The sequence below is a fragment of the Streptomyces sp. NPDC058335 genome (assembly GCF_042723915.1).
In the GTDB taxonomy this organism is placed as follows: domain Bacteria; phylum Actinomycetota; class Actinomycetes; order Streptomycetales; family Streptomycetaceae; genus Streptomyces.
The window spans coordinates 70,181-92,146 of record NZ_JBHXHX010000015.1; the positions used below are offsets into that span (position 1 = coordinate 70,181).

Genomic DNA, 21,966 nt, shown 5'->3' on the forward strand with positions numbered 1-21,966 from the left:
TACCGGTGCGGCGGGGTCAGACTCCGGCCGGCTCCGGGGTCTTCTCCGGCTCGGCGGGCTGCCGCTTCGCCGCGCGCTTCTTCGCCCGGCGCTCCTTGCGGAGTTCGACCATCGCGTAGAGCGTCGGGACGAGCAGCAGGGTGAGCAGCGTCGAGGTGATCAGACCGCCGATCACGACGACCGCCAGCGGCTGGGCGATGAAGCCGCCCTCACCGGTGACGCCCAGGGCCATCGGCAGCAGGGCGAAGATGGTCGCCAGCGCCGTCATGAGGATGGGCCGCAGTCGGTGACGGCCGCCCTCGATCACGGCCTCGACGACGCCGTAGCCCTGCTTCCTGTACTGGTTGATCAAGTCGATCAGCACGATGGCGTTGGTCACCACGATGCCGATCAGCATCAGCATGCCGATCATCGCCGGGACGCCCATCGGGGTACCGGTGGCGATCAGCAGGCCGATCGCGCCGGTCGCCGCGAACGGGATGGAGACCAGCAGGATCAGCGGCTGGACCAGCGACCGGAAGGTCGCCACCAGCAGCATGAAGACGATCGCGATCGCCGCGAACATCGCCAGGGCGAGGTTCTTGAACGCGTCGTCCTGATCCTGCGAGACGCCGCCGATCTCGGCCGTGGCGCCCGCCGGCAGCTTCAGCGCGTCGAGCTCGGAGGTCAGGTCCGCGCTCACCGCGCCCGTGTTGTCGCCGGTCGGCCGCGCGGTGATGGTGGCCGCGCGCTGACCGTCGATGCGGGTCATGGCGACCGGGCCGTCGACGAGCTGCACGGTGGCGATGTCGCCGAGCTTCACCGGACCCAGGGGCAGGGCCTTGAGCTGCGCCAGCGTGGTGGCCGGCGCGGCGGAGGTGATGACGACGTCGCGCTCGGTGTCGTCCAGGATCGCCTTGCCCGCGGTGGTCCCGCGAACCGCCTGGGTGACCGCGGCGCCCAGCGTCTGCTCGTCGAACCCGGCCGCCGCGGCCTTGGCGTTCGCCTTGACCGAGATGCGCGGCACGCTCTGCGAGAGGTCGCTGGTGACGTCCGTGACGTCGTCCAGGCCGGCCACCGCGGAGCGGACCTGCTCGGCCGCCGTGCGCAGCGCCCCGGCGTCGGCCGCCTTCACGACGACGCTGAGGTCCTGGCTGCCGAAGCCGTCACCGGCGGCGACCGTGGTGCTGCCGATGCCGGACAGCTTCTTCAGGCCGTCCTCGATGTGGTCCTGGACGTCCTCGAAGGACGCCGAGTCCTCCAGCATCACCTGGTACGAGGCCTGGTTGGTGTCGGTGCCGCCGCCGAAGGCGGCCATGAACCCGGAGGAGCCGATGGTGACCTGGTAGTCCTTCACGCCCTCGGTGTCGGCGAGCAGTTGCTCGACCTTCTTGGCCTGGGCGTCGGTCGCCGCCAGGCTGGTGCCCGGCTTCAGCTCCTGCTTGACCGTCAGGACCTGCTGCTCCCCCTGGTCGAAGAAGTTGGTCTTCAGCAGGGGGGCCATGCCGAAGGTGCCGATCAGGACGACGGCCGCGATGGCCACGCTCATCAGGCGGCGCCGGGTCGCGAACCGCAGGACGGGGACGTAGAAGCGCTGGAGGCGGCTCCGTGCCTCCTTCTCCTCGGCCGCGCGGCGGGCTTCCTCGGCGTCCGCGGGGGTGCCCTTCGGGGGCCGCAGGAACCAGTACGACAGGACCGGGACGACGGTCAGCGACACCAGCAGGGAGGCCAGCAGGGCCGCCGTGACGGTGAGGCTGAACGAGCCGAACAGGGCGCCCACCATGCCGCCGACCAGGCCGATCGGCAGGAACACGGCGACCGTGGTGAGGGTGGAGGAGGTGACCGCGCCGGCCACCTCGCGGACCGCGGTGAGGATCGCGGTCTCGCGCTCCTCGCCGTAGCCGAGGTGGCGCTTGATGTTCTCCAGGACGACGATCGAGTCGTCGACGACCCGGCCGATCGCGATGGTGAGCGCGCCCAGGGTCAGCATGTTGAGCGACAGGTCGCGGGTCCACAGCACGATCAGGGCGAGGACGACGGACAGCGGGATGGACACCGCCGTCACCAGCGTCGAGCGGATCGACGCCAGGAAGACCAGGATGACCAGGACCGCGAAGAGCAGGCCGAGCGCGCCCTCCGTGGTCAGGCCCTTGATGGACTTCGACACCGCCGGGCCCTGGTCGCTGACGACCGTGATCGACGCGCCGGAGCCGAGGTCCTCGCGCAGGCCGGGCAGCTTGTCCTCGACCGCGTCGGAGATGGCGACCGCGCTGCCGTCGTGGTCCATGGTGACGGCGACGGCGAGGCTGGGCCTGCCGTCGGTGCGGGTGATGGAGTCGGCCGGGGCCTCCTCCTGCCGCACGGTGGCCACGTCGGCGAGACGGACCGGCTTGCCGCCCGCCTGGGCGGGGATCACCAGGTCCTGGATCTGCTTCAGGGAGGTGAAGCCGCCGCCGACCTGGACGGTGCGGTTGCTGCCCGCCTCGTCGAAGGAGCCGGCCGGGACGGTCACGCCGCCCGCCTGGAGAGCCTGGGCGAGGGACTGGGTGGTCAGCCCGGCCTTCGCCAGCTTCGCGTCGGCCGGGGTGACGGTGACGCGCAGGTCGCGCACGCCGTCGACGGTGACCTGGCCGACGCCGTCGATGTCCTTCAGCGCGGGCACGACGGTCGTGTCGAGCCGGTCGGCGAGGGCCTGCTGGTCACCGTCCGAGGTGACGGCGAGGACCACGGTCGGGATGTCGTCCGTGGAACCGGCGACGACCTGCGGGTCCACCGCGTCCGGGAGCTGGATGCGGGCCCGGTTGACGGCCTGCTGGACGTCGGCGACGAGCTGCTTGGTGTCGTTGCCGTAGTCGAAGGAGGCCAGGATGACGGCGTTGCCCTCGCTCGCCGTCGAGGTGACACCGGTGATGCCGTCGACCCCTTCGAGGTTGTCCTCGATCGGCTCGATCACCTGCTTCTCGACGACGTCCGGGGAGGCGCCCTGGTACGGCGCGAGCACGGACACCATCGGCAGTTCGATGGTGGGCAGGAGCTGCTGCTTGAGCTGCGGGATCGCGATCGCGCCGAACACGATCGCGATGATGGACATGAGGCCTATCAGGGCCCGTTGCGCGAGGCTGAACTTCGACAGCCAGGACATGGGTTACGGGTCTCTCTTCTGTGAACGGCAGAAGCGGCACGGCGGGAAGGGAAAGGGGGCGCGAGCACATATGAGCGCCCTCCCCTACACCCTGAGCCATCGGGAGAGCCCGATCCGTAAGCCCCAGGTCGATTTCCTTATCCGGCGCATACTCCGGGTGCAGTACGGCCGGGTGGAGATCAGTCCACCCTCGGGCGGACCAGCCCGGACTCGTACGCGATCACCACGAGCTGGGCCCGGTCGCGGGCGCCCAGCTTCGCCATGGCCCGGTTGACGTGCGTCTTCACGGTCAGCGGGCTGACCTCCAGGCGCTCGGCGATCTCGTCGTTGGAGTGGCCGCCGGCGACCAGGACGAGGACCTCGCGCTCCCGGCCGGTGAGCGCCGACAGCCGCTTCGCGCGGTCCGGGTCGTCGCCGTCGCCCCCGGCGTCGCCCTGGGCGAGGAAGCGGGCGATCAGCCCCTTGGTGGCGGTCGGCGAGAGCAGGGCCTCCCCGCCTGCGGCGACCCGGATGGCGTTGAGGAGTTCCTCCGGTTCGCTGCCCTTGCCGAGGAAGCCGGAGGCGCCCGCGCGCAACGACTGCACCACGTAGTCGTCGACCTCGAAGGTCGTGAGGATCACCACGCGGACCCCCGCGAGGGACGGGTCGGCGCTGATCAGGCGGGTTGCGGCGAGACCGTCGGTGCCGGGCATCCGGATGTCCATCAGGACGACGTCGGCACGCTCCTCCTTGGCGAGCCGGACCGCCTGCGCCCCGTCGGAAGCCTCACCGACCACCTCCATGTCGGGTTCGGAGTCGACGAGCACGCGGAACGCGCTGCGCAGCAGCGCCTGGTCGTCGGCGAGCAGGACGCGAATGGTCATGCGGAGTCCTCGGGGGCGCTGGAGCGGGTCTTGACGGGCAGGGTCGCATGGACGCGGTAGCCGCCTCCGTAGCGGGGACCGGTGGTGAGGGTGCCGCGCAGGGCGGTGACGCGCTCGCGCATCCCGAGCAGGCCGTGGCCGCCGCCGTCCTGCGACGCCGGGGCGTCCCCCGCGCCGTCGTCGAGGACGGTGACCTCGATGTTCGGTCCTACGCGTACGACGCTGACCTCGGCCTTGGCGTCCGGTCCCGCGTGTTTCTGCACGTTGGTGAGGGCCTCCTGGATGACCCGGTAGGCGGCCAGCCCGACGGCGGCGGGAAGCTTGGTGTCGTGGTCGGCGCGGGCCACCTCGACCTGGAGACCGGCGCTGCGGAAGGTGCCGGCCAGTTCGTCGAGCCGGTCGAGGCCGGGGGCCGGTTCGGTGGGGGCCTCCGGGTCGCCGGACTGGCGCAGCAGGCCGACGGTGGCGCGGAGTTCGTTGAGCGCGGAGCGGCTGGCCTCGCGGACGTGCGCGAGGGCCTCCTTGGCCTGGTCGGGGCGCCGGTCCATGACGTGGGCGGCGACCCCCGCCTGCACGTTGACCAGGGCGATGTGGTGGGCGACCACGTCGTGCAGGTCGCGGGCGATGCGCAGGCGTTCCTCGGCGACCCGACGGCGGGCCTCCTCCTCGCGGGTCCGTTCGGCCCGTTCGGCCCGCTCCCGGATGGCCCGCACGACGGCCCGGCGGCTGCGGACGGCGTCCCCGGCGGTGGCGCCGATGCCGGTCCAGGCGAAGATCGCCAGGTTCTCCTGGGCGTACCAGGGCAGCGGCCCGGCGAGCATCGCGGCGCCGGTGAGGACCGTCATGGTGAGCAGGCCGACCCGCCAGGTGGTGGGGCGGTCGGTGGTGGAGGCGACGGTGTAGAGGGCGATGACGGCGGACATCGCGACGGGGGCGCGGGGGTCGCCGGTGACGCTCTCGGCCACGGAGCAGGTGCCGGTGAGCGCGAGGACCGTCATGGGGGCGCTGCGGCGGAAGACGAGGGCGGCGGCACCGAGGGTGATCAGCAGCAGGCTGAGCGGGTCGGGGGTGCGGACGCTCCAGCTGACGCTCCGCTCGCCGTGCGGGTCGACGAAGGACCCTGCCAGCATGCACAGCAGTACGCCGGCGGCGAGGGCGGCGTCCAGGGCGAGGGGGTGGGCTTTCAGCCGGCGCTGGGCTCGGGCGAGGGGCGTCACTTTTCCGTACCGTCGCTTTCCTGGCCGTCGCTGGGGACCACTGCCGGGGGCCGCCGCCCTCGGACCCCGCTGTCGGCCTGAACGGCCTCGTGCCTCGTCCTCAGCCACCGGCCGGGCCGCGTCCACCCGCCTCGTCCTCAACCGCCGGCCGGGCCGGGTCCACCCGCCTTCGCCCGGAGTCAGCCCGTCTCACCCAGGGATCAGCCCGTCGTCGCCGAGCATCTCCCGGACCTCCTCCAGGCTCGCGTCCGGGGCCGGGAGGATCAGCTCCGAAGGTTCCAGGGAGTCGTCCGGGAGGGGCTCGCCGAGGCGCCGGACGGCGTCCAGGAGAGCGCCGAGGGTGCGGTGGAAACCGTCCTCGTCGCCGCCCTCCATCTCGGCCAGCAGTTCGTCGTCCAGCTTGTTCAGCTCGGCGAAGTGGGAGTCGGCCAGCGTCCACTGGCCCTCCCCCATGATCCGGACGATCATGTCGGCCTCCTCGGCTCCGGCCCCGGCGCCGAAGCTACTGCTTGTCGAAGCGCGGGGTGTCCTGCGGCTGCTGCTGGCTCTGCGACGGGTTCGCGCCGCCTTCGATGGCCTGCTGCCCGGACGAGGTGCCCCCGGCCAGCTCCGCCTTCATGCGCTGAAGCTCCAGCTCTACATCCGTACCACCGGAGAGCCGGTCCAGCTCGGCCTGGAGGTCGTCCTTGGCCATGCCGGTGGGGTCGTCCAGGGCGCCGGAGGCGAGGAGTTCGTCGAGGGCACCGGCGCGTGCCTGGAGCTGGGCCGTCTTGTCCTCGGCACGCTGGATCGCCAGGCCGACGTCGCCCATCTCCTCGGAGATGCCGGAGAAGGCCTCGCCGATCCGCGTCTGCGCCTGCGCCGCGGTGTAGGTGGCCTTGATGGTCTCCTTCTTGGTGCGGAACGCGTCGACCTTGGCCTGGAGGCGCTGGGCCGCGAGGGTGAGTTTCTCCTCCTCGCCCTGGAGCGTGCGGTGCTGCGTCTCCAGGTCGGTGACCTGCTGCTGGAGGGCGGCACGGCGGGAGAGCGCCTCGCGGGCCAGGTCCTCGCGGCCCAGCGCGAGCGCCTTGCGGCCCTGGTCCTCCAGCTTGGTGGACTGCGACTGCAACTGGTTCAGCTGGAGTTCCAGTCGCTTGCGCGAGGTGGCCACGTCCGCGACACCGCGGCGGACCTTCTGGAGGAGCTCCAGCTGCTTCTGGTACGAGTAATCGAGGGTCTCGCGCGGGTCCTCGGCCCGGTCAAGGGCTTTGTTCGCCTTCGCGCGGAAGATCATCCCCATACGCTTCATGACACCGCTCATGGGCTTCGCGCGCCCCCTTCTGACGTCCAGCTCCAGCTCTGCGACAGAACCCACAGTACGGGCCCTGCATCCATTGACGCACTGTTCGGGGACGGATGCGCTCATCCCCAAGGACGACTGACCAAGGCCTTGCTCCGGCGTAAGGAGTAGGTGACCGTCAGGGTGACCGCTGCGCCACCGCTTGTCCCGTCTCCACCGGTCTGTCCCGGGTCCGTCCTCACTTCAGACGACTGGCGTTGCCGGATCGTTCCCCACCGGGCTGGGGTCCATGCCCGGGGAGCGCTTACCCTTGGGTTTTGTGTTCCGTAGCCGTGCCAAGGATGAGAAGGCATCGGTCGCCGACAAGGCGCCGCTGACCGACTCCAAGCAGACCCGCGACCCGCAGGCCCCGAAGGGCAGGCCCACGCCCAAGCGCAGTGAGGCCCAGTCCCAGCGCCGCAGCGTCGCCAATACGTCGTCGTCGCGCAAGGACGCCGCCAAGCGTCAGCGCGAGGAGCGCCGAGCCCAGCTCGAGCGCCAGCGTCAGGCGCTGGCAGGTGGTGACGAACGGTTCCTGCCGGCCCGCGACAAGGGGCCGGTCCGCAAATTCGCGCGCGACACCATCGACTCGCGGTTCAACGTGGCGGAGTTCTTCCTCCCGATGGCCGTGGTCATCCTCGTGCTGAGCATGGTCCGGGTGGGCTCGCTCCAGACGGTCGCGCTGCTGCTGTGGCTGGTGGTGATCGTGCTGATCGTGCTGGACTCGCTCGTCACCGGGATCCGTCTGAAGAAGCGGCTCGCCGAGCGCTTCCCCGACCAGAACCGGCGGGGCGCGGTGGCCTACGCGCTCATGCGCTCCCTCCAGATGCGTCGGCTCCGGCTGCCCAAGCCGCAGGTCAAGCGCGGAGAGCGGCCCTGAGCACTGCTTCTTTCTCCGGGGGCGCGGCGAAGGCCTGGCTGAGCAGGCTGGGCGGACTGCGTGATGTCGTACGGCAGGAGCTGGTGGCCCGGCAGCTCGACGAACAGATAGCCGGGCGGTATCCGGTCGGGCAGCGGCTCCGCGTGCTCGACGTGGGCATGGGCCAGGGCACGCAGGCGCTGCGGCTGGCCCGGCTCGGTCATCAGGTGACCGGGCTCGAGCAGGACGCGACGATGATCGCCGCGGCCCGTGCGGCCCTGTCCGGCGAGCCCGAGGGCATCCGGGAGCGGATGCGGATCATGGAGGGCGACGGCCGGGACACCGGCGTGCACTTCCTGCCCGGCAGCTTCGACGTGGTGCTCTGCCACGGCGTGCTCATGTACGTCCAGGAGCCGGACCCGGTCCTCGCGGGCCTCGCGCGGGTACTGGCCCCCGGCGGGCTGCTGTCCCTTCTCGTGCGCAATGCCGACGCGCTGGCGATGCGGCCCGGCCTGGCCGGAGACTGGGCGGGGGCCCTGGGCGCCTTCGACACCACGGCGTACCGCAACCGCCTGGGCCTCGACGTCCGCGCGGACCGCCGGGAGACCCTGACCGCGACCCTCGCGGGAATCGGGGCACCGCTCCAGGCCTGGTACGGCGTACGGGTCTTCACGGACACGGCGGTGGACCGCGCGGAGGTCCCCGAGGACCTGGAGCCCCTGCTGGCCGCGGAGGAGCGGGCGGGCCGGACGGACCCGTACCGCAGCGTGGCGGCGCTGCTGCATCTGTGCGGGGTGCGGGGCTGAGCGCTTGCCCGGCGCGCTCGTTCGGGTGAGCTGCGCGCGCCGGGGGTCCGCTCGGTGGTGAGACTCGGGGCATGGACGCTTCCCGTACGCCTGCCCGGACAGCCGTCGTCGCGGCGGTCGTCGTGTGCTGCCTCGGGGGGCTGGTCGCCGGGTGCTCCGGTGCCGGGTCCCCGGCCGGGGAGGACCTCACCCGGCAGACCGCTCGGACCGCGCAGCCGGCGGCCGTGACGCGGGCCGACGATCTCCAGAGCGCGTACCAGAAGGTGATCCGGGACGTCCTGCCGTCGGTCGTGCAGATCGAGGGGCGCAGCGATCTGGGGTCCGGGGTCGTGTACGACGACGGTGGGCACATCGTCACCAACGCGCATGTCGTCGGCGACGAGAAGACCTTCCGGGTGACGACCGCGCACAGCGAGGACCCCCTCGCCGCCACGCTCGTCTCCAGCTACCCCGAGCAGGATCTCGCCGTCATCAAGCTGGACCGGGTGCCCGACGGGCTCAAGGCGGCCCGCTTCGGGGATTCCGGCAAGGTCGAGGTGGGGCAGATCGTGCTCGCCATGGGCTCTCCGCTCGGCCTGTCGTCGAGCGTGACGCAGGGCATCGTCTCGGCGACCGGACGGACCGTCAGCGAGGGCGGTGCGGACGGGGGTACGGGCGCGACGATCGCCAACATGGTGCAGACGTCCGCCGCCATCAACCCCGGTAACAGCGGAGGCGCGCTGGTGAATCTCGACGGCGAGGTCATCGGCATCCCCACCCTCGCGGCCGTCGACCCGAGCCTCGGTCAGGGCGCGGCGCCGGGCATCGGGTTCGCGATCCCCGCCTCGATGGTGCGGACCGTCGCCGACCAGATCGTGCAGGACGGCGAGGTCACCGACTCCGGGCGGGCCGCTCTCGGCATCACCGCACGGACGGTCGTGGACGTGGACCACCAGCCTGCCGGAGTCGCGGTGGTCGAGGTGACGGGAGGCGGCGCTGCCGACAGGGCGGGCCTCCGGGCCGGGGACGTCATCACCGGGTTGGGTGACACCGCGGTCACCACGATCACCTCGCTGGCGGAGGCACTGGCCGGAATGCGGCCCGGCGAACGGACGACGGTCGCCTTCACCCGGAACGGCGACGAGCGGACCGTCGACGTGACGCTGGGCGAGCAGTAGCGGGGCCGGTGGTACGGGGGCGGGCGGGGTGGCCGTCGACCGGCCACCCCGGGGTGAATCCGGTCCTAGGACTCGTCGGCGTGCAGGTTCATCGGGCCGTAGATCTCCGTGGCGTCCTCGAACAGCCGCACCTGGTCGGCGCCGCCTTCGAGCAGGGCCTTCCAGTGCTCCCCGAGCCAGGACTCGGCGTCCCCCTGCGTGGTGAACTCCTCCGGCTGCACCGCGGGCTGGACCTCCGTCCCGTCGGCCTTCTCGAACCGCCACGTCCATGCCGCCATGTACGCCTCCAACGTGTGAGCACATGCAGAGCAGAAGCCGGATCTTCGTCCGGCTCCTGGCACGCAGCCTAGCCGGATGCGCAAGACCTGATCGGACGCGCGAAAATCAGGTCCGTGGAAGTGACTCTGCTCGGTACCGGTGCCCCCGCGGGACTCCCCCGCCCCGACTGTCCCTGTGCCGTCTGCGCGACCTCCCTCGGGGTGGACGCGCGGGCGGCGACCGCGGTGCTCCTCGACGGGGCGCTGCTGCTCGACCTCACGCCGGGCGCCGCCTTCGCCGCGGCGCGCTCCGGGCATTCCCTGGGCGGCGTACGGCAGGTGCTGCTGTCGCATCCGCACGACGGGCCCGCCGTCGAGGTGCCGGCCGGGGTGCCGCAGCCCGGCCGGGTGCCGGACGGACGGGAGTTGACGCTGCTGACGGGCCACCGGGTGCGGGCGGTCGCGATGGACGCGCCCGGTACCGGGTACGCGGTGACCGGCCCGGACGGGCAGCGGCTGCTGTATCTGCCGCCGGGCGGCGCGCCGGCCGGGCTCGAGGAGGGCGGGGAGCCGGCCGAGCGGTACGACATGGTCCTCACCGACGTGGTGGGACGGCCCGACGCGCTGGCGAAGCTGCGCGCGGTGGGCGCGGTCGGGCCCACGACGGACGTCGTCGCCGTCCACCTGGACCACGACGTGCCGTCGGGCCCGGAGCTGCGGCGGCGGCTGGCCGCGGCGGGGGCGCGGGCGGTGCCGGACGGGTCGACGCTGACGGTGGGGGTGTACGAGGAGGTGCCGGACGTGCCGCGGCGGACCCTGGTGCTGGGCGGGGCGCGGTCCGGGAAGTCGGTGGAGGCCGAACGGCGGCTGGAGTCCTTCCCGGACGTGCTGTACGTCGCGACCGGCGGGTCGCGGGGCGGGGACGGCGAGTGGGCGGCGCGGGTCGCCACCCACCGGGAGCGGCGGCCGGGGTCGTGGCGGACGGTCGAGACGTGCGATCTGGTGCCGCTGCTCGGCGAGGACGGGGCTCCGCCCCTGCTGATCGACTGCCTGTCGCTGTGGCTGACCGACGCGATGGACTCCGTCGGGGCCTGGGACGACGCGGTGTGGGCGGACGGGGGTGAGCGGGAGCTGCGCTCGCGGGTGGCGGAGTTGGCGAGGGCGGTCCGGGGGGCTCGGCGGCCGGTGGTACTGGTGTCCAACGAGGTCGGTTCGGGGATCGTGCCGGCCACGGCGTCGGGGCGGCGGTACCGGGACGAACTGGGGCGGCTGAACGCGGCGGTCGCGGGCGAGTGCGAGGAGGTTGTGCTGGTGGTGGCGGGACAGGTGGTGGTGCTGCGGGGGTGACCCGGGGCCGGGACTCGGTGGCGGGTCGCACAGCCCGGCGCGTACGGCGCGCCGGCCGCCTGCGCCCACCCTCCCCCACTGACGGCTTCGCTCGAGGGGACCCCATCGCTCTGGGGGTCCCCCAGGCGCTTTAAGGCACTGGAGAGGCACGCACGCCCGCCCGCAGGCTGGGCGGGTGGGCGCCCAGGCCGGGAGGCGGGGCCGGTGCGTGCCCAGGCCGGGAGGCGGGGCCGGTGCGTGCCCAGGCCGGGAGGCGGGGCCGGGCACCGCAGGCCGCACGGCGGGGGCCGAAGACGCCCGCAGGCTGCGGGTGTTCGCCGCAGGCCGGAGCGGCGGAGCCGGCGCCGACGGCCACCGCGCGAGGACCGGCCACCGCAGGCCGCACAACGAGGGCCGAAGAGGGCGGCCGAAGACGCCCGCAGGCTGAGCGGGTGTTCGCCGCGGGCCGGGGCGGCGGAGCCGGCGCCGAGGGCCGCCGAGCGAGGGCCGACCACCGCAGGCCGCACGGCGGCGGCCGAAGACGCCCGCAGGCTGAGCGGGTGTTCGCCGCAGGCCGGAGCGGCGGAGCCGGCGCCGACGGCCGCCGCGCGAGGACCGGCCACCGCAGGCCGCACGGCGAGGACCGAAGGCAGGGGCGGACCGCACGGCGAGGGCCGAAAGCGGGGGCGGGCGGCGGCGGCCGGGCGACGGCCGAACGTGGACGCCGAAGGTGGACGCCGGTGGACGCGGACGGTGGGGCTGGGTGCTTCGTGGTCGACCGAGTCGGGTGACGGGTGGGGTGGGGTGGGCATAGGGCGCGGGGGGCTGGGGGCGGCAGTCCCCAGGCGGTGGGCGGGCCGAGGCGCATCTGTTCCGGGGGTCAGTTCTTGCGGGCGATCAGTCTGTACGTGTTCGAGAAGCGGGTGTGGCGGAGGAGCGGGGCCAGGGTGTGGTCCAGGGCGGTGGCCGCGGTGACCAAGGGGGTGGTGGCCTGCAGCAGGGCCGTACGGGGGGACGGGATCGCCCGGGAGAGGTACAGGGCGAGGGCCGCCGCGAGGTCGTGCGGGACATGGGCCCCGCTGCGGTCGGCCCTGACGATCGTGCAGCCCTGGGACTCGAGTTCGGCACGGAGGTTGGGCAGCGGGATCAGGTGCAGGTGGCGCGGCTGTCCGTGGGCCACCCACCACTTGCCGAGCAGCGCGGCGAACGCGCTGTGCGGGTCGGGGAGTTCGAGGAGCAGATGCCCGCCGGGCCGCAGCGCGACGAGGGCGGCACGGAGTTCCGCGCGCGGGTCGAGCGTGTGCTCCACATGGCCGAGCATGCTGACGACGTCGTAGCGGGCGCGCAGCCGTGCGCTGGTCGCGGGGTGGGTGAGCTGCCCCTGGTGGGCCTCCTCCACGCGGCCGGCCTCCTGGGCCCGGACGACCCGCGCGGTGGGGTCGAGCCCGTCGAAGGACGTGTAGGTGAAGACCTCCTTCGCCGCCTCGGGGAACAGCGCGTGCCCCGTGCCGACGTCCAGCCAGCTCTCGGGCTCGGGGAACGGCAGCATCGCGCGGGCGGTGGCCACCAGCCGGCGCCGGCGGGTGCGGGTGGCGAGGACGCGTTCGGCGGAGGGGCCGGGCAGGCCCCTGGCCGGGGGGCGGTGGTAGAGGGCGAGCCCCTCCGCGGTCAGCTTCGGGTTCTGGAAGGCGTGGGCGCAGTCCCGGCATTCGTCGACGGCGAAGGTGCCCGGCCGGTGATGGAGGAGGTCGGGTGCGCGCAGGCGGTTGCGCAGCCGTTTCGAGCCGCACCAGGGGCAGTTGTCGCGGCGCGGCTCGTGGATGGGCCTGGGGGGCATGAGCGGCTCCGTGGAGGGCGTCGAGGGATGCGGCAATTCACAGCAAAACGGAACGTATGGGATACCGATCTTGCGTGCAATGACGTCATGGGGGTGTGGTGCCGATGTGGCGCCGGACCGTTCGATCCGTGCCGGTACTGTTCGGCGAATGAGCTCGCTGAATCTCGACGACTTCACCGATCTGATCGAGCGCCCCGACGGCGGGGTGCGCCGCGACGCGGAGGCGCGCCGGGAACGTCAGGTCGTGCCGCCCGGATCGCTGGGCCGCCTCGACGACCTGGGTGAATGGCTGGCGGCGGCGCAGGGGTCGGTGCCGGTACGGCCGGTCGTACGGCCGCGGGTGGTGCTGTTCGCCGGCGACCACGGGATCGCCGGACTGGGCGTCTCCGCGCGGCCCGCGGGCAGCGCGGCGGAGCTGGTGCGGGAGGTGCTGGAGGGCGGCCGTCCGGTGTCGGTGCTCGCCCGGCGGCTCGACGTCCCCGTGCGGATCGTGGACATGGCGCTGGACTGCGAGCCGGACGCGTTCCCCGAGGGGGTCGTACGGCACCGGGTGCGGCGCGGCAGCGGTCGTATCGACATCGAGGACGCGCTGACCACGGAGGAGGCCGAGGCGGCCTTCCTCGCGGGGGTCGCGGTGGCCGACCAGGAGGCCGACTGCGGTACGGACCTGGCCGTGCTCGGCGATGTCAGCGTGGGCGGGACGACGGTGGCCGGTGTGCTGGTGGCCGCGTTGTGCGGGACCGACGCCTCCGTGGTGACCGGGCGGGGCGGCGAGGCGATCGACGACCTGGCGTGGATGCGCAAGTGCGCCGCGATCCGGGACGCGTTGCGGCGGGCGCGGCCGGTGCTCGGGGACCAGTTGCAGCTGCTGGCGACCGTGGGCGGCGCGGACCTCGCGGCGATGACGGGCTTCCTGCTCCAGTGCGCCGTACGGAAGGTGCCGGTGGTGCTGGACGGCGTGGTGGCGGCGGCGTGCGCGCTCGTCGGGCAGCGGATCGCGTTCCGGGCGCCGGACTGGTGGCTGGCCGGGCAGCGCAGCGGCGAGCCGGGGCAGGCCAAGGCGCTGGACCGGATGGCCCTGGAGCCGCTGCTGGACCAGGGCGTGACCGTGGGCGAAGGCGCGGGCGCGCTGCTGGCGCTGCCGCTGGTGCAGGCGGCCGCGGCCCTGGCCGCCGAACTGCCCGAGAAGCCGCAGGAGCCCGAGACCGAGACCGAGACCGAGGAACCTGCCGAGAAGGAGTCCGCCGAGGCGCTCGGCGCGGAGTAGCGGCGGGCGGCTCGGCCGGGCGGCCGCTTCCGTGTCAGCGGTGGTCGGCGGCCCGGGTCAGCTCGGCGTCGGTCTTGCCGCCCAGCCAGTCGCCGAGCACCCGCCGGGGGCCCGCCCAGCGGCGGTCGTGGTGGTAGGCCCGCAGGACGGCCTTGGCGCGGGCGCGAGGGCGCCTGCGGTAGAAGCGGCGGGCCCACGGGGAGTCGGGGCGGGCCACCCGGACGAGGCCGAACAGGGCGACGAACGGGATGATCACGCTGAAGATCGCCAGCTTGATCTTGCCCTTGCTCAGCACGGCCAGGGCGAACAGGAAGTTGACCGCCACGGTCGAGATCACGCTGCCCCGGTCCTGGAGTTCCTCGTCGCTGAGGTCGTTGACGCCGAACGGCGCGAAGCCCACCAGGACCAGGCCTACGAGGGCCGCCGTCAGCACGACGGCCTCCACGCTCTTGCGGCCGGCCTCCGTCCAGTACACGTCGTCGAGGTGCAGGACCAGCGCGAACTCGTCCAGGACCAGACCCGCGCCGATGCCGAAGACCACCGCGCACACGGCCGAGCCGAAGCCGTGCCGGCCGCTGGCCACCGCGCCGAAGCCGCCGACGACGGTGAGGACGACGCCGGGGACGACATGGTGGATGTGCACCCCGCCCGCGCTGACGTTGCCGAACGGGCCCTTCCCCGCGCGGATCAGACGGGTGACGACCCGGGTGATCAGAAAGGTCAGGACGAAGGCGGTCAGGGCGATGAGCAGCGGGAGTTTCCCCGGCTCGACGATGTTCCGCTGCAACCAATCTCCCATATGCGCATTTTCGTCCCGAGCTGCCGGGACCGCCTGTCCGACCGCCGGGTAACCTGCGCCGGTGTCCACGACCCCGCCCGCCCCGCGCTCCCCCCACCCCCTCGACGGGCTTCGTTTCGCCTTCGGCACTCTCACCGTGCTCCCGGTCCGGGTGACCCGCTGGGACCGCGGGGCCGCGCGCGGGGGCATGCTCGGCGCCCCGCTGGCCGGGCTGGCCGTCGGCGGCAGCGCGGCCGGGCTCGGACTGCTGCTGCTGTTCCTGGGCGCGGGCCCGCTGCTCGCCGCCGTCGCCTCCGCCGCCGTACCCGCCGTGCTCACCCGCGGTCTGCATCTCGACGGGCTGGCGGACACCGCGGACGGGCTGGGCAGCGGCAAGCCCGCCGACGACGCCCTGCGGATCATGAAGCAGTCGGACATCGGGCCCTTCGGGGTGCTCGCGCTCGTCCTCGTCCTGCTCGCCCAGGTGGCCGCGCTGGCCCAGCTGTACGACGCCTCGTGGGGCCGGGGCGCCCTCGCGGCCGTCACCTCCGCGGTCGCCGCCCGGCTGGCCCTCACCCTCGCCGCCCGCACCGGAGTCCCGGCCGCCCGGCCGGAGGGGCTCGGCGCGGCGGTCGCCGGGGTGGTCCCGGTCCGCGGCGCACTCGCCGTGGCGGCCGGCTGCCTCGCCGCGGCGGCGGCCTGGGGCGCCCTCCTCGGCCCGTACGACGCCGTCCGCACACCCGTCGCCGTCGTCCTCGCCCTCGGCGCCGCCGAACTGCTCCTGTGTCACTGCACGCGCCGCTTCGGCGGGGTCACCGGGGACGTGTTCGGGGGCCTGGCGGAGACGGCGGCCACGACGGCACTCGTGGTGCTCTGCCTGGGCTAGTCGACCGGGCTGGTCAACAGGCCTCCCGCCACGCCGTGAGTTCGTACTTCTTCAGCAGGGAACTCAGCTTCAGGCGGCGGGACTCGGCGCAGAAGCGGCTCGTGGGCAGCTCGTACTCGACGTGGAAGACGGCCTTGCCCGCCTCGATGAACGGGGTCGTCTCGTCGCACTCGCCGTACTGGGCGCACTGCTCGTTGACCGCGAAGTCGAAGTCGTCGACGAGTTCGGGGATCTGGTCGAGGTCGTTCTTCAGGCCGACGGACAGGCCCCGGTCGTGGGCGAGCCGGGCGATCAGCCGGTTGTAGCGGAGCTGGTCGGCGGCGGTCAGGGGGAAGCCGGTCTCGTTGCAGTAGCCGTCCATGTTGTCCGGCTCGACCGCGTCGAAGCCCTTGTCCCGGCACATGTCGATACGGGCCGCCATCAGGGGTTCGAGGACGTCGGTGCGGCGGATGTCCAGCCAGCGCTCGCCCTCCCAGCCGTTGCCCTCGCCCAGGACCGCCTTCGGGAACTCGTCCGCGTCCGGACGCCAGTCCTCCCAGGCGCCGGTGGACAGGTAGCAGATGACCTTGCGGCCGTCCTCGTGCAGTCCGGCGACGGCCGCCTCGCTCTGGTCGAAGCCGTCGACGTCGTACACCGGCACGTCGACGGAGGTGTCCAGACGCCCCCTCAGCTGCCACTGCCAGCCGATGCCGGGGCGCGGCTGCCAGCGGTCCCCCTCGGCCGGGCCGTCGTCCGGCGCGGCCGAGGGGGATGACTGGCAGCCCGCGAGCACCAACAGGAGGGCGGGCAGCAGGATCAGGCGTCTCACGGACGGGCTCCAGGATGGGCGACGGCGGCTCCCGGCATGATCTCCCGCCGCCGCCCGCCGCGAGACGCCGCCCTCCACCCCACCCGAGGCAGACCCGAGACCCGAGACCCGAGAGATGTGACCCCGTACGTCGAATGCGAGGATCGGGGAGTGGCCACGACGGCCACCGACAGGTGCACTCCCGTGCATGAGCGAACGCTCACGCACGCGTACGCTCGTTGCGGGGTTGCCGCGCCGGTACGCCGCGCCGGTGAGGCCGACCCCGGTAACGACCGCACCCCCAGCCCCAGGGTCGGCTGTCGGGCCCGGTCGACCCACACATCGGCCACAGCAACTCCACATCGGAAGCGAGAAATCACCACCGTGACTGCTCTCACTCTCAGCACCGCCGCGGCGCCCGGCCTCCGGGCCGACGCGATCGTGATCGGTGTCGCCAAGGGCGCCAACGGCCCCGTCGTAGCGCCGGGCGCCGAGGCCGTGGACAAGGCCTACGACGGCCGGCTCGCCGGCGTCCTGGAAACCCTCGGTGCCGCCGGCGCCGAGGGCGAGGTGACGAAGCTGCCGGCCCCGGCCGGCTTCAAGACGCCTCTCGTGCTGGCGGTGGGGCTGGGCGCGGAGCCCGAGAAGGACGCCTCGTACGACGCCGAGGCGCTGCGCCGCGCCGCCGGTGTCGCCGCCCGCGCCCTCGCCGGTTCCAAGAAGGCCGCGTTCGCCCTGCCCCTGACGGACGCCGCCGACCTCGGCGCGGTCGCCGAGGGAGTCGCGCTCGGCGCCTACTCCTTCGACGCCTACAAGGAGCAGGACAAGGACGCCAGGGCGAAGAAGGGCAAGGGCCCGCTCGCCGAGGCCATCCTGCTCGGCGGCAAGCCGCGCGACGCCGCCCACAAGGCCGCGCTCGCCCGCGCCGCCGCCGTGACCGAGGAACTCAACCGCGCCCGGGACCTCGTCAACACCCCGCCGAACGACCTCGACCCCGAGGCCTTCGCCGCCGTCGCCCAGACCGCGGCCAAGGAGCACGGCATCAAGGTGCAGATCCTCGACGAGAAGGCCCTCGCCAAGGGCGGCTACGGCGGCATCCTGGGCGTCGGTGCCGGCTCCGCCGCGGCCCCGCGCCTGGTCAAGCTGTCGTACACCTCCTCCAAGGCGAAGAAGCACCTCGCCTTCGTCGGCAAGGGCATCACCTACGACTCGGGCGGCATCTCGCTCAAGCCGGCCGGGCACAACGAGACGATGAAGTGCGACATGAGCGGTGCGGCGGCGGTCTTCGCCGCCGTGGTCGCCGTCGCGCGTCTCGGCCTGGACGTCAACGTCACCGGCTGGCTGGCGCTCGCCGAGAACATGCCGTCCGGCTCCGCCACCCGCCCGGGTGACGTGCTGCGCATGTTCAGCGGCAAGACGGTCGAGGTCCTCAACACCGACGCCGAGGGCCGGCTGGTCCTCGCGGACGCGCTGTGGGCCGCCTCCCAGGAGAAGCCCGACGCCATCGTGGACGTCGCGACCCTGACCGGCGCGATGATGCTGGCGCTGGGCAACCGGACCTTCGGGATCATGGCGAACGACGACGCGTTCCGCTCCGCGCTGCACGAGGCGGCCGAGGAGGTCGGCGAGCCGGCCTGGCCGATGCCGCTGCCGGACCACCTGCGCAAGGGCATGGACTCGCCGATCGCCGACATCGCGAACATGGGTGAGCGGATGGGCGGCGGACTCGTCGCCGGTCTCTTCCTCCGGGAGTTCGTGGGCGAGGGGATCACCTGGGCGCACCTGGACATCGCGGGACCGGCCTTCAACGAGGGCGGGCCGTTCGGGTACACGCCCAAGGGCGGCACGGGTACGGCTGTGCGGACGCTGGTCCGGCTGGCCGAGCTGACCGCCGAGGGCGATCTGGGCTAGTCGCTTTCGGGTGCGGGGACTGTGCGACTGATCACTCGGCCGGCCGCGGCTGCGCGGCGGAGCCGCAGATCGGCACAGCCCCGCACCCCGAGCGCATGCACGTGGGGTGTCTCACACCGTAGCCCGGCGTCTCGTTCGGCTCCTACAGGTGCGAAGATGGGGCTCGGCAGGACAGGGCCCCCACCACAGGGCCGAAGAAAGAGCGGCCGGACACCAGCCGCCGCCCGGTCACTGGAGACCGGCGTACGGCGCACATGCATGGAGGACGTGACGTGGCGAACGACGCCAGCACCGTTTTCGACCTAGTGATCCTCGGCGGTGGTAGTGGCGGTTACGCCGCGGCCCTGCGCGGGGCGCAGCTGGGCCTGGACGTCGCCCTGATCGAGAAGGACAAGGTCGGCGGCACCTGCCTGCACCGGGGTTGCATCCCCACCAAGGCTCTGCTCCACGCGGGTGAGATCGCCGACCAGGCCCGCGAGAGCGAGCAGTTCGGTGTCAAGGCCACCTTCGAGGGCATCGACGTCCCCGCGGTCCACAAGTACAAGGACGGTGTCGTCTCCGGCCTGTACAAGGGCCTCCAGGGACTCATCGCCTCCCGCAAGGTGACGTACATCGAGGGTGAGGGCCGGCTGTCCTCCCCCACCTCCGTCGACGTGAACGGGCAGCGCGTCCAGGGCCGCCACGTGCTGCTGGCGACCGGCTCCGTGCCGAAGTCGCTGCCGGGCCTGGAGATCGACGGCAACCGGATCATCTCCTCCGACCACGCGCTCGTCCTGGACCGCGTACCGAAGTCGGCGATCATCCTGGGCGGCGGTGTCATCGGCGTGGAGTTCGCCTCCGCGTGGAAGTCCTTCGGCTCGGACGTCACGATCGTCGAGGGCCTCAAGCACCTGGCTCCCCTCGAGGACGAGAACTCCTCCAAGCTTCTTGAGCGCGCGTTCCGCAAGCGCGGCATCAAGTTCAACCTGGGCACCTTCTTCTCGAAGGCCGAGTACACCGCCGACGGCGTCAAGGTCACCCTGGCCGACGGCAAGGAGTTCGAGGCCGAGCTGCTGCTGGTCGCGGTGGGCCGCGGACCCGTCTCCGCCGGTCTCGGCTACGAGGAGCAGGGTGTCGCGATGGACCGCGGCTACGTCCTGGTCGACGAGTACATGCGGACGAACGTCCCCACCATCTCCGCCGTCGGCGACCTCGTCCCGACGCTCCAGCTCGCGCACGTCGGCTTCGCCGAGGGCATCCTGGTGGCGGAGCGGCTGGCCGGTCTGAAGACCGTCCCGATCGACTACGACGGTGTCCCGCGGGTGACGTACTGCCACCCGGAGGTCGCCTCCGTGGGCATCACCGAGGCGAAGGCCAAGGAGATCTACGGCGCGGACAAGGTCGTCGCTCTGAAGTACAACCTGGCGGGCAACGGCAAGAGCAAGATCCTCAACACCTCGGGCGAGATCAAGCTCGTCCAGGTGAAGGACGGTGCCGTGGTCGGCGTCCACATGGTCGGCGACCGCATGGGCGAGCAGGTCGGCGAAGCCCAGCTGATCTACAACTGGGAGGCCCTGCCGGCCGAGGTCGCGCAGCTCATCCACGCCCACCCGACGCAGAACGAGGCGCTCGGCGAGGCCCACCTGGCCCTGGCCGGCAAGCCGCTCCACTCGCACGACTGACCCTCGGTCGACGAAGCGACTCCGCGACTCCGCGACGACACAGACTTCCGCAATTCGTAAGGAGCAACCGAAACCATGGCGGTTTCCGTAACCCTTCCGGCGCTCGGTGAGAGCGTCACCGAGGGCACTGTCACCCGCTGGCTGAAGGCCGAGGGCGAGCGCGTCGAAGCCGACGAGCCGCTGCTGGAGGTGTCGACCGACAAGGTCGACACCGAGATCCCCTCGCCCGCCGCCGGCATCCTGGCGTCCATCAAGGTCGCCGAGGACGAGACCGTCGAGGTCGGCGCCGAGCTGGCCGTCATCGACGACGGCACCGGTGCCCCGGCTGCCGCCCCGGCCCCGGCCGCCGAGCAGGTCGCCCCGCCGGCCCCCGAGCCGGCCCCGGCCGCACAGCCCTCCACCGAGCAGGCGGCCCCGGCCCCGGCTCCCACCGCCGAGGCCACCTCCGGCGGCGGCTCCGCCGAGGGCACGGACGTCGTCCTGCCCGCGCTCGGCGAGTCCGTCACCGAGGGCACCGTCACCCGCTGGCTGAAGTCGGTCGGCGACTCCGTCGAGGCCGACGAGCCGCTGCTCGAGGTCTCCACGGACAAGGTCGACACGGAGATCCCGGCGCCCACCTCCGGTGTGCTGCTCGAGATCACGGTCGGCGAGGACGAGACCGCCGAGGTCGGCGCCAAGCTGGCCGTCATCGGCGCTCCGGGTGCGGCTCCGGCCGCTGCCCCGGCGCCCGCCGCCCCGGCTCCGGAGCCCGCCCCGGCTCCGGCTCCGGCCGCCGCCCCCGCGGCTCCGGCTCCGGCCGCTCCGGCTCCGGCGCCCGCTGCTCCGGCGCCCGCCCCGGCTCCGGCCGCTCCGGCGCCCGCGCCGGCCGCGCCCGCTCCGGTCACCCCGGCCGCCCCGGCTCCCGTCGCCGCGCAGGCCACCGACGAGGGTGCCTACGTCACCCCGCTGGTGCGCAAGCTCGCCGCCGAGAACGGTGTCGACCTGGGCTCGGTCAAGGGCACCGGCGTCGGCGGTCGTATCCGCAAGCAGGACGTCATCTCCGCCGCCGAGGCCGCGAAGGCCGCCGCCGCTGCCCCGGCTCCGGCCGCGGCCGCCGCACCGGCCGCCGCGAAGAAGGCCCCCGCGCTGGAGGTCTCCCCGCTGCGTGGCCAGACCGTCAAGATGCCCCGCATCCGCAAGGTCATCGGCGACAACATGGTCAAGGCGCTGCACGAGCAGGCCCAGCTGTCGTCGGTCGTCGAGGTCGACGTCACCCGTCTGATGCGGCTGCGTGCCAAGGCGAAGGACTCCTTCGCGGCCCGTGAGGGTGTCAAGCTCTCGCCGATGCCGTTCTTCGTCAAGGCCGCCGCGCAGGCGCTGAAGGCCCACCCGGTCATCAACGCCAAGATCAACGAGGCCGAGAACACGATCACCTACTTCGACACCGAGAACGTCGGTATCGCGGTGGACTCGGAGAAGGGCCTGATGACCCCGGTCATCAAGGGCGCGGGCGACCTGAACATCGCCGGTATCGCCAAGGCCACGGCCGAGCTGGCCGGCAAGGTCCGCGGCAACAAGATCACTCCGGACGAGCTGTCCGGCGCGACCTTCACCATCTCCAACACCGGTTCGCGCGGTGCGCTCTTCGACACGATCATCGTGCCGCCGGGCCAGGTCGCGATCCTCGGTATCGGTGCCACGGTGAAGCGTCCGGCCGTCATCGAGACGGAGGAGGGTACGGTCATCGGCGTCCGCGACATGACGTACCTGACGCTGTCCTACGACCACCGACTGGTGGACGGGGCCGACGCGGCGCGGTACCTGACCGCGGTGAAGGCGATTCTGGAGGCGGGCGAGTTCGAGGTCGAGCTCGGCCTGTAGTCAGCGCACAGGGTTGTACGGCGCCCCCGCCCGGGTCTTCCGGGCGGGGGCGCCG

At 72.9% G+C, this 21,966-nt stretch carries 18 protein-coding genes; 9 read left to right on the forward strand and 9 right to left on the reverse strand.

The window, feature by feature from the left end; translation table 11 throughout:
- Positions 1–16: 16 nt before the first annotated feature.
- The 5 genes from ACFWJX_RS27495 to ACFWJX_RS27515 form a co-directional block, all read right to left on the reverse strand.
- Positions 17–3,121, reverse strand: coding sequence for an efflux RND transporter permease subunit (locus ACFWJX_RS27495; RefSeq protein ID WP_383248349.1), 3,105 nt, complete (start codon positions 3,119–3,121; stop codon positions 17–19).
- 179 nt (positions 3,122–3,300) lie between these two features.
- Positions 3,301–3,984, reverse strand: coding sequence for a response regulator transcription factor (locus ACFWJX_RS27500; RefSeq protein WP_319260519.1), 684 nt, complete (start codon positions 3,982–3,984; stop codon positions 3,301–3,303).
- Positions 3,981–5,201 carry a sensor histidine kinase gene (locus ACFWJX_RS27505; RefSeq protein WP_383248351.1) on the reverse strand — a complete coding sequence of 407 codons (1,221 nt, stop codon included), beginning with the start codon at positions 5,199–5,201 and terminating at the stop codon, positions 3,981–3,983. Before ACFWJX_RS27505 ends, ACFWJX_RS27500 begins: the two co-directional genes overlap by 4 nt.
- Positions 5,202–5,390: 189 nt before the next feature.
- Positions 5,391–5,669: a hypothetical protein gene (locus ACFWJX_RS27510; protein ID WP_073497030.1), complete on the reverse strand. Its 279-nt coding sequence runs from the start codon at positions 5,667–5,669 to the stop codon at positions 5,391–5,393.
- Positions 5,670–5,703: 34 nt separating this feature from the next.
- Positions 5,704–6,474: a PspA/IM30 family protein gene (locus tag ACFWJX_RS27515; RefSeq protein WP_245873743.1), complete on the reverse strand. Its 771-nt coding sequence runs from the start codon at positions 6,472–6,474 to the stop codon at positions 5,704–5,706.
- 295 nt (positions 6,475–6,769) lie between these two features.
- Here ACFWJX_RS27515 and ACFWJX_RS27520 point away from each other — a divergent pair, with 295 nt between their 5' ends.
- The 3 genes from ACFWJX_RS27520 (at position 6,770) to ACFWJX_RS27530 (ending at position 9,341) form a co-directional block, all read left to right on the forward strand.
- Positions 6,770–7,399 carry a DUF3043 domain-containing protein gene (locus ACFWJX_RS27520; protein ID WP_383248354.1) on the forward strand — a complete coding sequence of 210 codons (630 nt, stop codon included), beginning with the start codon at positions 6,770–6,772 and terminating at the stop codon, positions 7,397–7,399.
- An 83-nt stretch (positions 7,400–7,482) separates the two neighbouring features.
- Positions 7,483–8,184 carry a methyltransferase domain-containing protein gene (locus ACFWJX_RS27525; protein WP_383248356.1) on the forward strand — a complete coding sequence of 234 codons (702 nt, stop codon included), beginning with the start codon at positions 7,483–7,485 and terminating at the stop codon, positions 8,182–8,184.
- A 71-nt stretch (positions 8,185–8,255) separates the two neighbouring features.
- Positions 8,256–9,341 carry a S1C family serine protease gene (locus tag ACFWJX_RS27530; protein ID WP_383248358.1) on the forward strand — a complete coding sequence of 362 codons (1,086 nt, stop codon included), beginning with the start codon at positions 8,256–8,258 and terminating at the stop codon, positions 9,339–9,341.
- 65 nt (positions 9,342–9,406) lie between these two features.
- Here the strand turns inward: ACFWJX_RS27530 and ACFWJX_RS27535 are convergent, their stop codons facing one another.
- On the reverse strand, positions 9,407–9,619 hold the full coding sequence (locus ACFWJX_RS27535; RefSeq protein WP_073497036.1) for a hypothetical protein: 213 nt from the start codon (positions 9,617–9,619) through the stop codon (positions 9,407–9,409).
- 114 nt (positions 9,620–9,733) lie between these two features.
- Between ACFWJX_RS27535 and ACFWJX_RS27540 the strand changes: the two genes are divergently transcribed.
- Entirely contained in the window at positions 9,734–10,945 is a 1,212-nt protein-coding gene (locus ACFWJX_RS27540) for a bifunctional adenosylcobinamide kinase/adenosylcobinamide-phosphate guanylyltransferase (protein WP_383248360.1), read from the forward strand.
- 859 nt (positions 10,946–11,804) lie between these two features.
- On the opposite strand, the gene ACFWJX_RS27545 is transcribed toward ACFWJX_RS27540, so the two are convergent.
- The gene (locus ACFWJX_RS27545; RefSeq protein ID WP_383248362.1) at positions 11,805–12,761 is read right to left on the reverse strand and encodes a class I SAM-dependent methyltransferase; all 957 of its coding nucleotides are present in this window, start codon (positions 12,759–12,761) and stop codon (positions 11,805–11,807) included.
- 148 nt (positions 12,762–12,909) lie between these two features.
- On the opposite strand from ACFWJX_RS27545, the gene cobT reads away from it, so the two are divergent.
- Positions 12,910–14,028, forward strand: coding sequence for a nicotinate-nucleotide--dimethylbenzimidazole phosphoribosyltransferase (gene cobT / locus ACFWJX_RS27550; RefSeq protein ID WP_383248364.1), 1,119 nt, complete (start codon positions 12,910–12,912; stop codon positions 14,026–14,028).
- Between the two features lie 34 nt (positions 14,029–14,062).
- Here cobT and ACFWJX_RS27555 read toward each other — a convergent pair whose 3' ends face one another.
- Positions 14,063–14,827: a hypothetical protein gene (locus ACFWJX_RS27555; protein ID WP_383248366.1), complete on the reverse strand. Its 765-nt coding sequence runs from the start codon at positions 14,825–14,827 to the stop codon at positions 14,063–14,065.
- A gap of 61 nt (positions 14,828–14,888) precedes the next feature.
- Between ACFWJX_RS27555 and ACFWJX_RS27560 the strand changes: the two genes are divergently transcribed.
- Positions 14,889–15,692 (forward strand): adenosylcobinamide-GDP ribazoletransferase, encoded by an 804-nt coding sequence (locus tag ACFWJX_RS27560; RefSeq protein ID WP_383248368.1) that lies wholly within the window; start codon positions 14,889–14,891, stop codon positions 15,690–15,692.
- Positions 15,693–15,705: 13 nt separating this feature from the next.
- On the opposite strand, the gene ACFWJX_RS27565 is transcribed toward ACFWJX_RS27560, so the two are convergent.
- Positions 15,706–16,500 (reverse strand): endo alpha-1,4 polygalactosaminidase, encoded by a 795-nt coding sequence (locus tag ACFWJX_RS27565; RefSeq protein ID WP_383248370.1) that lies wholly within the window; start codon positions 16,498–16,500, stop codon positions 15,706–15,708.
- Positions 16,501–16,863: 363 nt separating this feature from the next.
- On the opposite strand from ACFWJX_RS27565, the gene ACFWJX_RS27570 reads away from it, so the two are divergent.
- From ACFWJX_RS27570 to sucB, 3 genes are all read left to right on the forward strand, one after another.
- Positions 16,864–18,390, forward strand: coding sequence for a leucyl aminopeptidase (locus ACFWJX_RS27570; RefSeq protein ID WP_383248372.1), 1,527 nt, complete (start codon positions 16,864–16,866; stop codon positions 18,388–18,390).
- A 272-nt stretch (positions 18,391–18,662) separates the two neighbouring features.
- Positions 18,663–20,051, forward strand: a complete 1,389-nt coding sequence (gene lpdA / locus ACFWJX_RS27575) for a dihydrolipoyl dehydrogenase (RefSeq protein WP_383248374.1) — start codon at positions 18,663–18,665, stop codon at positions 20,049–20,051.
- 75 nt (positions 20,052–20,126) lie between these two features.
- Positions 20,127–21,911 (forward strand): 2-oxoglutarate dehydrogenase, E2 component, dihydrolipoamide succinyltransferase, encoded by a 1,785-nt coding sequence (sucB, locus tag ACFWJX_RS27580; protein ID WP_383248377.1) that lies wholly within the window; start codon positions 20,127–20,129, stop codon positions 21,909–21,911.
- Positions 21,912–21,966: the final 55 nt, after the last annotated feature.